The organism is Streptomyces verrucosisporus (assembly GCF_017114865.1).
Lineage (GTDB): Bacteria > Actinomycetota > Actinomycetes > Streptomycetales > Streptomycetaceae > Streptomyces > Streptomyces fenghuangensis.
Genome location: NZ_JADEYH010000001.1, coordinates 75,032 through 88,371 on the forward strand (window position 1 = coordinate 75,032; position 13,340 = coordinate 88,371).

General features: G+C 74.1%; 17 protein-coding genes and 1 tRNA gene. 5 read left to right on the top strand and 13 right to left on the bottom strand.

Annotated elements, in window-relative coordinates; translation table 11 throughout:
• Positions 1-5 precede the first annotated feature (5 nt).
• On the top strand, positions 6-677 hold the full coding sequence (locus IQ279_RS00365; RefSeq protein ID WP_206346216.1) for an O-methyltransferase: 672 nt from the start codon (positions 6-8) through the stop codon (positions 675-677).
• A 49-nt stretch (positions 678-726) separates the two neighbouring features.
• On the opposite strand, the gene IQ279_RS00370 is transcribed toward IQ279_RS00365, so the two are convergent.
• From IQ279_RS00370 to IQ279_RS00380, 3 genes are all read right to left on the bottom strand, one after another.
• Positions 727-951 carry an FmdB family zinc ribbon protein gene (locus IQ279_RS00370; protein ID WP_206346217.1) on the bottom strand — a complete coding sequence of 75 codons (225 nt, stop codon included), beginning with the start codon at positions 949-951 and terminating at the stop codon, positions 727-729.
• A gap of 103 nt (positions 952-1,054) precedes the next feature.
• On the bottom strand, positions 1,055-2,314 hold the full coding sequence (locus IQ279_RS00375) for a coiled-coil domain-containing protein (protein ID WP_206346626.1): 1,260 nt from the start codon (positions 2,312-2,314) through the stop codon (positions 1,055-1,057).
• Between the two features lie 101 nt (positions 2,315-2,415).
• Positions 2,416-3,141 carry a DUF4097 family beta strand repeat-containing protein gene (locus IQ279_RS00380; protein ID WP_206346218.1) on the bottom strand — a complete coding sequence of 242 codons (726 nt, stop codon included), beginning with the start codon at positions 3,139-3,141 and terminating at the stop codon, positions 2,416-2,418.
• A 240-nt stretch (positions 3,142-3,381) separates the two neighbouring features.
• Here IQ279_RS00380 and IQ279_RS00385 point away from each other — a divergent pair.
• Positions 3,382-3,453 (top strand) — tRNA-Val (locus IQ279_RS00385).
• 175 nt (positions 3,454-3,628) lie between these two features.
• Here the strand turns inward: IQ279_RS00385 and IQ279_RS00390 are convergent.
• From IQ279_RS00390 to IQ279_RS00415, 6 genes are all read right to left on the bottom strand, one after another.
• The gene (locus IQ279_RS00390; protein WP_206346219.1) at positions 3,629-4,042 is read right to left on the bottom strand and encodes a hypothetical protein; all 414 of its coding nucleotides are present in this window, start codon (positions 4,040-4,042) and stop codon (positions 3,629-3,631) included.
• Positions 4,043-4,129: 87 nt separating this feature from the next.
• Positions 4,130-4,681: a phosphoribosyltransferase family protein gene (locus IQ279_RS00395; protein ID WP_206346220.1), complete on the bottom strand. Its 552-nt coding sequence runs from the start codon at positions 4,679-4,681 to the stop codon at positions 4,130-4,132.
• Between the two features lie 202 nt (positions 4,682-4,883).
• Positions 4,884-5,504: an SMI1/KNR4 family protein gene (locus tag IQ279_RS00400; protein WP_206346221.1), complete on the bottom strand. Its 621-nt coding sequence runs from the start codon at positions 5,502-5,504 to the stop codon at positions 4,884-4,886.
• A 174-nt stretch (positions 5,505-5,678) separates the two neighbouring features.
• Entirely contained in the window at positions 5,679-6,053 is a 375-nt protein-coding gene (locus IQ279_RS00405) for a VOC family protein (protein ID WP_206346222.1), read from the bottom strand.
• 285 nt (positions 6,054-6,338) lie between these two features.
• Complete coding sequence (locus IQ279_RS00410; RefSeq protein WP_206346223.1) at positions 6,339-6,668, bottom strand: hypothetical protein; 330 nt, start codon at positions 6,666-6,668, stop codon at positions 6,339-6,341.
• Positions 6,669-6,755: 87 nt separating this feature from the next.
• Positions 6,756-8,258: an alpha/beta hydrolase gene (locus tag IQ279_RS00415; protein WP_206346224.1), complete on the bottom strand. Its 1,503-nt coding sequence runs from the start codon at positions 8,256-8,258 to the stop codon at positions 6,756-6,758.
• 86 nt (positions 8,259-8,344) lie between these two features.
• On the opposite strand from IQ279_RS00415, the gene IQ279_RS00420 reads away from it, so the two are divergent.
• From IQ279_RS00420 to IQ279_RS00430, 3 genes are all read left to right on the top strand, one after another.
• Positions 8,345-9,268, top strand: coding sequence for a helix-turn-helix domain-containing protein (locus IQ279_RS00420; RefSeq protein WP_241027375.1), 924 nt, complete (start codon positions 8,345-8,347; stop codon positions 9,266-9,268).
• 135 nt (positions 9,269-9,403) lie between these two features.
• Complete coding sequence (locus IQ279_RS00425; protein WP_206346225.1) at positions 9,404-9,814, top strand: RidA family protein; 411 nt, start codon at positions 9,404-9,406, stop codon at positions 9,812-9,814.
• 151 nt (positions 9,815-9,965) lie between these two features.
• Positions 9,966-10,538 (top strand): tellurite resistance TerB family protein, encoded by a 573-nt coding sequence (locus tag IQ279_RS00430; RefSeq protein WP_206346226.1) that lies wholly within the window; start codon positions 9,966-9,968, stop codon positions 10,536-10,538.
• A gap of 28 nt (positions 10,539-10,566) precedes the next feature.
• On the opposite strand, the gene IQ279_RS00435 is transcribed toward IQ279_RS00430, so the two are convergent.
• From IQ279_RS00435 to IQ279_RS28415, 4 genes are all read right to left on the bottom strand, one after another.
• Complete coding sequence (locus tag IQ279_RS00435) at positions 10,567-11,412, bottom strand: GvpL/GvpF family gas vesicle protein (RefSeq protein WP_206346227.1); 846 nt, start codon at positions 11,410-11,412, stop codon at positions 10,567-10,569.
• Complete coding sequence (locus tag IQ279_RS00440) at positions 11,409-11,723, bottom strand: gas vesicle protein K (RefSeq protein ID WP_206346228.1); 315 nt, start codon at positions 11,721-11,723, stop codon at positions 11,409-11,411. The genes IQ279_RS00435 and IQ279_RS00440 overlap by 4 nt, the downstream gene beginning before the upstream one ends.
• Positions 11,724-11,816: 93 nt before the next feature.
• Entirely contained in the window at positions 11,817-12,725 is a 909-nt protein-coding gene (locus IQ279_RS28410) for a gas vesicle protein (RefSeq protein WP_307791950.1), read from the bottom strand.
• A gap of 34 nt (positions 12,726-12,759) precedes the next feature.
• A complete protein-coding gene (locus IQ279_RS28415; RefSeq protein ID WP_307791952.1) occupies positions 12,760-13,287 on the bottom strand; it encodes a gas vesicle protein in 528 nt (175 codons plus the stop codon).
• Positions 13,288-13,340: the final 53 nt, after the last annotated feature.

The following is a 13,340-nucleotide window of genomic DNA, read 5'->3' on the forward strand; positions in this document are numbered from 1 at the left end:
CGGGCATGACCACACCGGCACCCCGCGACAAGCGCCCCCTCCAGACCGCCGAGCTGTACAGGTACGTGCTCGACCACAACCCACCGCTCGACCCCGTCCTGCGAGACCTGGTGGAGACCACGCACGCCCGCTTCCCCGATCGGGCCGGGCTGCAGTCGGCCCAGGAACAGGGCCCGATGCTGGCCTTCCTGGTGCGGCTGACCGGCGCCCGCCACATCGTGGAGGTCGGCACCTTCACAGGCTTCTCCGCACTCGCCATGGCCCAGGCCCTGCCCGAGGACGGCACGCTCATCGCCTGCGACGTCTCCGAGGAGTGGACGGCCCTGGGACGCGAGGCATGGGCCAGGGCGGGTGTGGCGAACCGCATCGACCTGCGTATCGGGCCCGCCCTGGACACCCTGCGGGCCCTGCCCGCCGAGCCGGAGACCGACTTCGTCTACCTCGACGCCGACAAGGGCAACTACATCGCCTACTGGGAGGAGCTGGTGCCGCGCATGCGGCCGGGCGGACTGATCGTCGCGGACAACGTGCTCTACCACGGCGAGGTCGCCGACCCGGACGCCACCGGCAACGCCGCCGCGATCCGGGCCTTCAACGACCATGTCCTCGCCGACGACCGGATGGAGTCGATCATGCTGACGGTCGCCGACGGCGTGACCGTCGCGCGCAAGCGGTAGCCCGCGCCCGACGGTCGTTTCCGCCGCCGGCCCCCGCCGGCTGTTCTCGTCAGCCGCAGCAGCCGCCCCCGCAGCACCCTCCGCCCCCGCCGCCCGCGCTCGGCGCAGGGGCGGAGGAACGGACGGCCGCGCCGCCCACCGCGACGGTGGACAGCAGCTTCACCGTGTCGCCGTGGCCCTCCGGGCAGCTGGCGGGCGCACCGGACTCGGCCATCGGTCGGTTCACTTCGAACGTGGTGCCGCAGGCGCGGCAGCGGAACTCGTATCGGGGCATGCAAGCAGGATAAGCGCCGGTCCGGCGATCGTGGGGAGCCTGTGGACAGCGGTCGCGGCACCACGGCGGGAACGGGCCGGTGACGTAAGGCCGGGCGGGGGGCTCAGCCGCCCGCCGCCCGCTCCTCGCGTATCCGGCGCACCACGTCCGCCACCGTCTCGCGGATGGCGTCCAGCTCCGTCACGAAGCCCCACCAGTCCGGGTGCCGCCCCGACAGCCCCGCCACCGCCCGCTCCAGCCGCGCCACCGAGTCGTCCAGCGGACCCGCGTGCCGGGGATCGGGATGGCTGCGCCCGGCCATCGCCAGCCGCTGGGCGTCGCGGACGGCGAAGCGCGTCCGCTCCACCTCGCCGCTGTGGTCGGAGGAGACCTCGTTCAGCCGCCGCAGACGCTCACCGGCCGCCGAGACCGCCTCGTCCGCGTCGTTCAGCAGCGCCCGCACCGTCGACAGCCGGGCGGTGGCGTCCGCCCACCGCTGCTCCTGCCGGGCGGTACGCGCCTCGGCCAGCTTCTCCTCCGCCTGCCGCACCGCGCCCGCCACCTGCTCCGGCACGTTCTGCAGATCCTCCCAGCACGCGACGGTGAACCGCCGACGCAGCTCGCTCAGCACCGGCCCGACGTTCTCCGCCCGGTGCCGCAGCGCCTCGGCGCGGGTGCGCAGGGAGGACAGCCGCCGGTCGGTCCCGGCCGCCCGCTCCGGCAGCAGCTCGACCTCCCTGCGCACCCCCTCCGCCTCGTGCAGCACGCGCTCGGCCCGCTGGAGGGTGTCCCGCACGCCGTGGCGCGCGGCACCCTCGTTGAGTCTGGTCAGCTCGGGGGAGAGGGCGGCCAGCCGGGCCGCCGCCTCGTCCGCCCGCAGCCCGGCGGCGCGTACGGCGTCCAGCGCCTTCGTCGCGCCCAGCAGCGCCTGCCGGGCCCGCTCCACGGCGGGCGCCAGCCGGGCGAGCTGCGTCTCGGCCTTCTCCAGCAGCGGACCGAGCCCCTGCCCGAACCGCTCCAGGTCCGCGCGGGTGCGCTCCAGATCCTCCCGCGCCTTGTCCAGGGCCCGGCGGGCACGCGATGCGGTGTCGGCGTCCAGGTCGTCGCGCTCCAGGTCGTGGGCGTCCACGGTGGCGATGTACTCGTGGCTGACCTGGTCGATCCGCCGCCCGAACTCGGCGAAGTCCTCCACGGCCCGGCGCGAGGCCGGGGAGTCGTCGACGGCCGCCAGGGTCTCGATGGAGATCCGCAGATCCCGCTGCGCGGTGTCCAGCTCGTAGAACGCGGTGGCCGCCGCGTCCTTCGCGGCCTGGGCCTCGGCACGCCGGCTCTCGGCACGCCCGCCGCCGCCCCAGCCCCAGCGGCGTGCGCCGCCGCCGTTCATCGCCGCCACGTGTGTCCTCTCCCCTTACGCCCTCGCCGGCCCGGCTGCCATTCTCCCACCCGGCCCGGGGGAACACACGAGAGACGACCGGGGCGATCACCTCACGACCGCTCCCGCCGGCTCACGGGGCGCACGGTCACATCGCCGTTGGCGGCGTGGGCGGTGACGACTGGGTCGCCCGCGCCGCCCCGCGGCACCTCCACCCGGGTCCCGCCGTTGTCGGCCGCGGCGTCCACGCGGTACGCGGCGCGGGGCACCTCGACGGTGACCGAACCGTTGTGGCCGCGGGCCTCCACCCGCTGAGGCACCCGCACCAGTGCCAGCTTCAGCCCGCCGTCGTCCGCCTCGGCGGTCACCTCGCGGGAGCCGACCCCGGTGGCCTCGACAGGACCGTTGTCGCCGCTGAGCTCCAGCGGCCCGGTGACATCGCGCACCTGGATCCCGCCGTTGTCGACGAAGACCGCGAGCGCCTGGCCGAACCCGCGCGCGGTGACGTCCCCGTTGCGGCCCTCGACCCGCACCGCGAGCCGGCGCGGCACCTCCACCCGGTGCCGGATGTCGCAGCTCGCCAGCCCGGAGCAGGCGGGGCCCAGCGACAGCGTCCCGCCCTCCATCGACCACCGCGCACCGGTGCTGCCGCCGTAGGCGACCCCGTCGAACCACCGGGTCACCCGTACGTCGGCCCGGTCCGCCGCCACCACCTCCACCGGCGAGTCCTCGACATCGACCACCAGCTTCTCCACGCCCTCCCCGACCTCGAAGGCCCGGCGCTCGGGCGGCACGTCACCGGCGTCCACGCACCCGGCCACCCCGGCGGTTGCGGCCACCGCGAGAACGACGGCGACCAGGGCGCGTACGGTGCTGCGGCGGGTCTCGGTGGCCTTGGAGGGTCTCCGTATCCGTTCGGCGGGGCTGCTCGATGAGGCTGCTCGGCGGCGCCCTGCCGACGCTACGGACCCCCGCCCGCCGACGGCATCCGGCACCCCACCGGACCGGGGGTGGGGACAGCCCCCGCCCCCGCGTTTGTGGCGCGCACGGCGCGGCACGGTACGCTGTGGACTCACCCCGGGCGCATAGCTCAGCGGTAGAGCGCTGCCCTTACAAGGCAGATGTCGGCGGTTCGAACCCGTCTGCGCCCACCGGCACGAGGACCCCCGGCCCACCAGGGCCTGGGGTCTTCCGCGTCTCCGTCTGGTATCAGTGGCCCGGGTCGGGTCGTCGCACGGCTACCGGCCCTCCAGGTTCAGTTCGTCCGCCGGGGCCCGCAGGCTCGCGGACGGCCGGGAACTCATCGCCATCATCTCCAGGGCGACTTCACGCCCGTTCCGTCTCCGCCTCGTCGTTACGGACGGAGCCGGGGTCGTAGGCGCCGAGGAGTGCGCCTGCCAGGACGAACAGGACCAGGACCGGAACGGGCACGAGCCCACCCGGGCGGTCGACGTCGTCGATGTACACCGAGGAGACGCCGATCCACAGCGGTGTGCCGAGGAGGATCTGGAACCAGGTGCGCCGTTCGCCGAGGGCGCGCATCCCGGTCCACAGCACCAGGGGCATGAGTATCCATGTGGCGAGGACGGTGGCGCCGAATTCGGGTAAGCCGGACCAGTCGTCCGGGTGGTCCGGTTCCTGCCCGCGGGCCCACGCGAACCCGGCACTCATCGTGAGGTGGCCGGCCGCTGTGGCGACGGCCGTGACCACGGCTGCTTTCAGGATGCGTGTGTAATCCATGATCGCTCCAAAGTGAGAGAGAGCGGGCTCCAGTGGTTGTCGCTGCCCGGCCGGCGCGCCGGCGGCCTCGGGCCGTCGCTCGCGCGCTCACTCCAACTCCCGCTCCCGCAGGAGTCCCCGCAGGTTGAGTTCGCGGCGTGTGGATGGATCGGTGCCGTCCACCAGGACGACCGCTCCCGCCCAGGTGGCGCCCGAGTCCTCCACCAGACGGCGTGCGGTCCGGGCGGTGGCGGAGGTGTCCGCCCAGTCGTCCACGAAGAGCACCCGGTGCGCGGAGCAGAGTCGACGGCGCCGTATGCCCCACTCGACGGTACGGCTCAAGTAGTCCGGTGGCGTGCTGCGCAGCAAGACCTGGTCTCCCAGCTCCGCCTCGCTCGGCTCCCTGCGCATCTCCACGAAGCCCGCATCCAGGGAGACCGCCACCAGAGGACCGAGAAGGAATCCCGTGGCCTCGGGCGCGAGTACGGATGTGATCCGGTCCTGAGAGTGGCACAGGCCGGCGAGTGCGGGTCCCAACTCGCCCAGGAGGGATGCGTCGGCCCACCACTGGGAGACATCCGCCCGGCCCTCCTCGCTCCGCCAGGCGAACGCCTCTCGCAGGCGGTGTCGGAGATCATGGTGCTTGTGCTGCTTGCCCACGAGCGGCATGGTCTCACCAACTCGTCATCCGTACAGGGGGAGAAGGTGGGTGGGCCGGGCGTCCGGTGACGGTCATCCGGTACGACGTGCCTGAGCGCGCTCGAGCGCAACGTCGAGGCGGGGGCATGCCTGGCTGGCCGGGATGTGCGCCTCGCCGCCCGGTCCGGGGCGCCCGGGGCCCACCGGTTGTGAGGCCGCCGGGTCACCGCAGCGGAGTGAAGTCCCAGGAGAGCCTGTGCTCCTCGTTCACCACGGGTGCGTAGCCGTCGAGGTGCTCGCCGGTTTCGAGGGATGTGGCGATCCGCTCCATGAGCATCGGAAGGGAGGTCCACATCTCGTGTGATCCGCGCATGACGCCTTCCACGGACTCGACTTCGTGGACGCGCCCCCGGTCGGTCTCGGGACGGTGGTCCAGTACGAGGCGGCCCCCGCAGATGTCCCGTGCGATGGGGATCAACTGCGGATGCCCGTACAGGGCGCTGCTGGTCCCGAGCTTCATGAAGTGGTAGACCGCCTCGTCCCCTTCCTCGTCCGCCGCACGCTTGTCGAAGAACATGGTGAGGGAGCGCCACTCGTCCGCCGTCTCGCGTGCGCTCAACGGTCTGTAGGAGCCGGGCAGCAGCCAGGAACTCTGGTCGAGGAGGCCGTCGTGCCGCAGCAGCGACTGCACCAGGGGTCTCAGCAGCGGTCGGTCGACGAGGCGTTCGAGCTCGGCGATGTCCGCCGGGTCCGCGGGCGGCGCCAGCGCGGCGCGGGTCGCCGGGGCGTGCCCGGCCAGCCAGTTCTCGATTCGCGTCCACGACTCACTGATCGGTGCGGTCATGGCAGGGCATCCTGCCACCCGGTGCTGACAGCCTCCGGGGAGCGGCCGGACGGTGGCCGCGGTGCCGACTCGTGCGGCCCGGGGCCGGCCCCGGGCCGCACGAGGGAACTCGACGACGCCGGGCGGCGCGTCACCGCCCGGCGTCAGCGGCCTCGGCCGGCCGCGCCCGGCCGGTTACAGGTACGGCCGGGTGATCAGCTCGATCGCGTGACCGGAGGGGTCCTTGAAGTACACCCCGCGACCGCCGTGCTCGGTGTTGGTCTCGCCCGGACGCCGCATCTGCGGATCGGCCCAGTGCTCGACACCGCGCTCGCACAGCCGCCGGTACGCCCGGTCGAACAGGTCGTCGTCGACCAGGAACGCGTAGTGCTGCATCTGGATCTCCACCGGCGGTTCGGCGAACTGCAGCAGCACGCCGTCGGTGAGCTGGATGTTGGTGAACACGCCCCAGGACGGTGCTTCCGGCAGTTCCAGGAGCTCCCGGAAGAAACGGGCCGACTCCTCGCGGTCCCTGGCGGCGATGATGGTGTGGTTGAACGTGACTGTCACTTGGCTGACCTCGCTGTCGCTCGGCACGGAGAGATGGACTCGCGATGCACGGGCGCGGGGAGGTCCGCGTGCCGAACCGTGGGGGTGCCTTCCGCGCCCCCGCCGTGCGGTCAGCCCTCCACCGGATAGCCGATCCGTGTGTGGCGTGGCGCCGGTCCGGTGTTCACGTCGGGCGACGCTACCGGGTTTCGCCGGTTACGCCAACAGAGTGCGGGAGCGGTTCGCTCCCGAATCACGACGACCTTCTTCAGAGCTTGGTCAGAGCCTTCAGGGGGCGGCCGGGTGTCACACGCAGTCGCACGAAGCCCCGTAGAGCACCAGGAGGACGAGGGCGAAGGCGGTGACGGCCACCGTGGTGAGACGTCCGCGCCGGACGGGCTTCCCGGGCCGGAAGACCTCCCACGCGCCGTAGCCGACGAGGAGCAGGAAGCCGCCGAGCGAGCCGCCGGCGGCGAGGGGGCTGATCCTCCAGCCCGCCAGGAACACGGCTGCTCCCGCTGCCAGGATGAGGCAGGCGGCCATGGCGAGCGCCGCCTCGAGCAGGATCTCGCCGATGAACTCGGCCACGTGCTCGCCTGTCTTCCGGGCCGCACGCGCGACGCGTCCTCCCGCCATGTGACCTCAACCCCTTCCCGCTCGGAACGAGAACCCCGTACGGGAGGGGACTGCCGGGGCGCGCCGGGAGTTCCCGCCACGGGCGAGTCAGTTCCGCAGGTGACCCAGTACGGACCGCATCGCGCGGTCCACGGCCCGGCGGGCCGGTTCGGTGTGGTCGACGGTTTCGAAGCCGTGGTGGCCGCCGGGTACGTCGATCACCTCCACGGAGGCCTCGCAGTGCTCAGCCGCGGCCAGGAACTCCTGGACGGTGGCAGCGAGTTCGGGGAGTTCCAGCGCCACCCGGGTCAGCACCACCGGCAGCCGTCCCGCGGTGCGAAGGGCTGTCGCGGGGTGGAAGCGGGCGGCGTCGACCGGCCGGCCCGGCGGGGGCGCGAGCAGGGGATAGGTGGCCGCCAGGCAGCGCAGCCACGGCGGAGGCGCGGCCAGCCAGTCCGCCGACAGCGGCCCGCCGCCGGAGAAGAACCACAGCGCGATCCGGTCCCCGTCCACGCGCGGGTCGGCCCGTACGAGGCGGACGGCCCCGCGGACGTCCTCGGCCGCGCGCCCGTAGTCGGCGATGTCGTGCAGCCGGTGGTCCACCGTCGCGCCGACCGCGCCAAGGCTCGCCGCGTACCGGGCGTAGCCGGTGAAGACGGGCCAGTCCCGGGGGGTGGGGTGCGCCTCGGGCGGGACCGGGCCGCCGTGGACGAACACCACGGCGGGGCGGGGGCCGTCCGCTTCGGGCAGGTGGAGGTCGACCCGTCCCGTCCGCTCACGGCGCGCCTCGGGTACGTCCACGATGAACGGCCGCAGGTGTGCGGGCCGTTCGTCCTGCGGTGGGGAGATCCGGTGCCCCTCTCCCGCGGCGGCCCGCAGCAGTACGCCGGCCAGTTCGCCGGGGGCGGAGAGCATCGGCCAGTGCCCGGTGGCGAGTTCGAAGAAACCCACCCGGGGGCCGGTGAGCGCCGGGAAGCGTGGGTCGCCCAGGCCCACCATGGCCTCGACCGCGGCGATACCCGGCCCGTTGGCGGTGCACAGGACGCCGGTCGCCGGTATCCGCGACACGGACTCGTTCAGCCGGAGCGGCCGGGTGAGGGTGTCCGCGGGCTGCGGTGCGGCGAGGCGGGCCAGCCGTTCCAGCGCCTCCTCGGGCACGCCCGCGGTGCTGCCCCAGCGCCGCCAGCCGTCCGGGGGTGGTGGGGGCAGCAGCCCGCCGTCCAGCCCGTCCGCGCGTGAGAGCCGTTCGCGGACCGTGCCGTCGGGCACGAGGGCGAGGGCCGGGGCGCCGTCACGGGGGATGCCGGTGTCCAGGTGGACGATCCGGGCGATCCGCTCCGGGCGCCGCCCGGCCGCGCCCAGTGCCGGGTGGATGCCGTAGCAGTGGCCGACGAGCACCACCCGAAGGGCGTCCAGACCGTCGATCAGCCGCACCAGGTCGTCGATGTGCGTCTCCAGATCGGTGCCCGCTCCCGCCGGATCGCCGGGGCCGCACATGCCGGTGAGCGTCACCGGGTGTGCCTCGGCTCCCGACTCCCGCAGCCGGCCGGCCACCTCCTCCCACACCCAGCCGCCGGTGTGGGCCCCCGGTACCAGTACGAACGCCGTCATGGCCATGCTCCTCCCCGTTCCTTTCGGGCGCGGGCCGCCCGCGCTCGCCGGTACGGTAGGAACTCCCCCTGAGGGAGGTTCAAGCCTTGTCCCCTGACGGCCTGTGGAGCATCGGGGAGCTCGCCGAGCGGGCGGGCACCACCGTCAAGACCGTCCGCTTCTACTCCGACCGCGGAGTGCTGCCCGAAGCCGGCCGCAGTGCCGGGGGCCACCGCCGCTACGGCCCCGGGGCGCTCGACCGGCTCCGTACGATCCGCTCGCTGCGGGCCCTCGGCGTGCCGGTCCCCGAGGTGGGCCGGGCGCTGGAGCGGGACGACGCGCTGGAGGACGTCGTGGCCGGCCGGCTGCGGGACGTCGGCGCGCAACTGGCCGCCCTGCGCTGGCGGGAGGCCGCCCTCCAACTGCTGCAGGGCTGCACGGCCGAAGAGCGTGCCGACCGCCTGCGGCTGGTCGGCGCCGTCTCCGCCCCGCCCGGCACGGCGGCGCTGGCGCGCTTCTGGCGGGGCTGGCTGCCGCCGCGGCTTCCGGCCCGGCTGGTCTCGGAGATCCTCGAACACGCGATTCCTCAACCCCCGGACGACCCGACCCCGGAGCAGGTGCTGGCCTTCGCCCGGCTGCACGCCTTCGTCTCCGGTCCCTGCCCCGGCACCGCCCGGCAACGCCGGCCCGCGGCGCACCGGCCGGAGGAGGGCTACCGCCCGGCGGTGCTCTACGGCGGCCTCGTCGAGGCGTACGGGCTGGCGGCGGAGCCGATGCGGGCGGGGCGGCCGCCGCACCGGGGTGAGGCGCTGGACTGCTTCGTCTCCGCCTACGCCCGCTCACGCGGTACGCGCGACACCCCCGGTTTCCGGCGCGGGCTCAGGAGCCAACTCGCCGCCGATCCGCGCATCGACCGCTACTGGCAGCTCGTCGCCGAGGTGACCGCGCCGCCGGTCGGCCCGCCGGAGCCGACTCCCGGAGCCGCCCACGACTGGCTGCTCGCCGCGCTGTCGGAGGAGTCGGCCGCCTGACGGGGCGCCCGGAGAAGCGGGTTCCGCCCGTTTTTATACGGAGGAGCGGACCCGGCGGGCTGTGGCAGGCTGGCGGTTCTCAGGGCCCGCAGACCCGCGCCCCGCAGACCCGCAGATCCGCCGAGAGGAACCGCCGTGCCCCGTGCCGTGACCCTCATCCGCTCCGGCTCCCTGTCCGACGTCGCCGAGTACGCGTACGCGGCCACCGCGCCCGCCGAGGCGCGGCTGGTCTTCCTCGCCGGGGCGTGCCCCCTGAACGAGGACGGGTCCACGGCGGCGAAGGGCGACTACGCCGGGCAGGCGGCGAAGGCGGTGGGGAACATGCGGACCGCGCTCGCCGACGCGGGCGCCTCGATCGAGGACGTCATCAGTACGCGGGTCCTGGTGGCGTCGAGTCGTCAGGAGGACCTGGTGACCGCCTGGGAGGTCGTCCGTGACGCCTTCGCGGAACACGACGTTCCCAGCACCCTGATGGGGGTGACGGTGCTCGGGTACGACGACCAGCTCGTGGAGATCGAGGCCGTCGCCGCCGTGCTCGACTCCTGAGCAGGCGACCGGCCCGCCCGCCCCGCCCCGAAAGGGTGATCCGGCCGTCCCCGGAACCCGGGCGGGACCCGGGGACGTTGGGATGGCGGACGGTGAACGAAGAACCGCGGCCCGCACAGGACGGGCGGCGTCCGAGGACGGGATGTCTCAAGTGGCGATGTGGGATCGGCTCAAGGACCAGGCCAGGAATCTCCAGCAGTCCCGGGGCGGGCAGGGCATGGGCGGGCCGGGGGCCGCCGGCCAGGGGCACGGCGCCCGCCCCGGCTCCGGCTCCGGTGGAGGGACGAAGGCCCAGCTGGTGGGCCTGCTGAAGTCCCAGCTCGCCTCGGCCAAGGCCGAGTTGAAAAGCGGTGCCTACCGGGACGCGAGCATGGCGATGTGCGCGCTGGTGGCCGCCGCCGACGGGCATGTGGACCCGGCGGAGCGGCAGCGCATGGAGTCGATGATCGTCGACAACGACGTTCTGCGGAACTTCCCGCCCGAGCAGCTGCGCCAGCGGTTCAACCGCCATGTGGACCGGCTCACGGCCGACTTCCAGGCGGGCAGGGCGGAGGCGCTGCAGGAGATCGCCAAGGCCGCCAAGAAGCCGGCGGAGGCCAGGGCCGTCGTCCAGACGGGCATCGTCATCGCAGGCGCCGACGGCCACATCGACCAGTCCGAGCAGCAGGCCGTCCGGGAGGCCTGCGCCGCGCTGGGGCTCTCAGCGGCGGAGTTCGGCGTGTGAGGACCGGACGGAACCCGGACGGGACCGCTCAGTTCCGCTCCGGGACGTGCCCCCGCTCCGGGGCGGCCGGGGCGGCGGGCTCGCGGGGGCCGTCGGGGAGGTCGGCGAAGGTGTAGGGCGGCCAGGGGCCGAGGAAGCGGATGCGGGTGGCGGGCTGTTCGTCCCGGACGGCCGCCAGCACGGTGCCGACCGCCTCGATGTCCTCCGTGCGCACCAGCAGGGCCGCCGAGAGGACGTCCGCCTCACCCGGCTCGCGCACGCTGCGCGACCGCTCCCGCAGGTCCTCGGCCACGGCCAGCAGTCTGCGGCGCACATCCGCGTGGAGGACGTCGGCCAGGCGCTCGGAGGATTCCCGGCGCAGCTGTTCGAGCTGCTTGGCCAGCAGGCGGCGCAGCCCGGGGGAGCGGCTCGCCATCTCGGCCTCCAGGGCGCTGGCGCGTTCGTCGTCGCGGGCGGCCTCCGCGCGGTCGACGGTGATCTCCACTCGCAGCTCCGCCCGGCCCTCCAGCGCCTCCAGCCGGGAGCGGAGCCCGGCCGCGCCGGAGGCGAGCCAGTCGCGCAGGCGCTCCTCGGCGGTGCGGGGGTCCCGCGGCGAGGGGTCGGGGGCGACCAGCACGTTGAACGTCATCGGCAGGAGCGAGCCGGTGCGCTCCCACACGGTCACCACCGCCCGGTCCTGCTCGGCCACCCGGCGCCGTACGTCCTCGTCCGTGCCCTGGTAAGGGGCCGGTTCGGCGTCGTGGACCAGTGCGGCCAGCCCCGTGCCCGGGGCGGCCAGCAGACGTAGGGGGCGTTCGTCGATCCCGGTGACGCCGTCGGCGGCGCCGGGCCGGCCGGGGACCACCGCGTACACGTACAGGGCCGGCTCCGTCACCGCCGTGCCTCCTCGGCCCAGCGGGCGGGGTTGACCAGTTTGTCCACCACGTCGTCCACCACCTCGTCCAGGCCCCGGTGCAGATCCGCGACGGAGTCGGTGATGCCGTGGTCGGACTTGATCTCCTCGATGGCCTCGTCCAGTTCCAGCAGGGCGTCGCCCAGGCGCTCCAGTTCCTCCTCGTTCAGGTCGCCGCCGTTCATCCGGCGCAGTGCCTGCCGCTCCAGGGCTTCCTGGATCACCTCGACCAGGGTGACGACCAGGGAGAGCACCCCCTGTTTGAGACTCTTCTCGTCGACTGTGATGGCCATGGTCTTCTCCGTCCTTCTCTTCCCGGCGGCTGCCCGGCCGCTGCCCGCCCACCACCCGCCCGCTGCCTGGTCGGGGGCCGCGGTGTGTGTGCGTCAGGCCGAGGGCAGCGGCGCCGCGACGCGCAGCGAGTCCAGTGCCCCGGCCCAGCGCCCCGGTTCGTCGGCCGTGAGCGTCACCGGCCCCTGCGAGGCCGTCTCCACGGTGACCACCGTCCCCCCGCCGGCCGGTGAGCGCCCGGGCGCGGTGCGGACGGCGGTGATGTCGTCGGCGGGCAGGACCAGGGCGGGGCGGGCGTCCAGTGGCGACTTCCACATCAGAGCGTCGGGGGTGAGCCGCCCCTGCCCGCCGCGCCACAGCGGGCCGTCGCGGCGCGGCTCGTGGTACCAGAGGTGGCCTTCGAGGACCGTCCGGCCGCCGTCGCCCCCCTCGCCGTCCTGCCGTTCCGGGCCGACGGGAGAGGTCTCCAGCGGGCCGGGGCACGTACTCGCCAGCAGGGCGCGCAGCCTCTCCGGCTCGGTGCAGGACAGCAGGGCCTCGCGTCCGTCCGCCAGGACGACGCGCAGCCTGGTGCGCTGTTCCCCGCCGACGCTCCGTTCGCTCTCCGGCCGCACCGCGCGCACCGCCGCCAGCTCCGTCTCCCACAGCACCTCGCGCGGCTCACGGCGCATCACGACCAGCCGCCGGCCGGTGAGGTGGACGGTGCCGGGACGCCAGGTGGTCCGGAAGCCGTCCTCCAGCAGATGGCCGCCGCGCATGTGGACGACATGCCGCTCCCCGGCGAGCAGTTCGAGATCGCGGCGCCCGGTGGAACGCTCGGCCCAGGCGCGGGTGTCCTCGTCCCACCGGCGCAGCATGCCGTACTCCAGCATGGTCTCCATGCCCGCTATCGCGGCGCGCAGGCTGACGCCGATCAGCGGGATGTCGGCCACCGAGACAATGAGGTCCAGGTGGAGGACGGCGCCTTTGTTCAGCAGGACCTCGACGAGGTCGTCCAGCGTCACGCGCGGGTCCCTGGTGGGCTTCATCGGCGGGCGTTCAGCCGTCACGGCCACCGCCCCCGGCGCCTTCCGAGCCCTCGTCACCTTCCGGGCCACCGCCGTCCTCCGGGTCCCCGCGGCCCCGGGCCAGCCGGGCCCGGGCGCTGCGCCAGCCGCACCACGGGCACATGTCCTCCAGCAACTGGTGCACCGGAGAACGCTTTCCGCACTCGGGACAGCTGTCCTTCTCCTCGCGGGCCTCGCGCCAGGCGGCCGTGTCGACGTCGGTGCCGGAGGGGAACTCCAGCCCGTAGCGCGCGGCGGTCTCGAAGGAGGCCAGCGCCGCCCGCAGCCGGATGCCGAGGAGTTCGACGCCGGCGACCGACACCATGATGTCCGCGTTGAGCACCAGCCCCTTGTCGAGGAGGGTCTCCACCACATGGGCGAGACTGCCCTCGCCGTCCCGCCGCGGCTCCAGCGGCTGGGGTGTCAGCGTCCGGGCCCGCGGCGCCGCGGGTACGCGCGGCGGCGCGGGCCGGACCGCGTCGGCCTCGGCGGGAACGCCTCTCTCCTGGTAATCGCTCACCCGTTACGCCTATCCGGGTGACCGCTTCCCATGCGTCCGCGGTGCGGACTCAG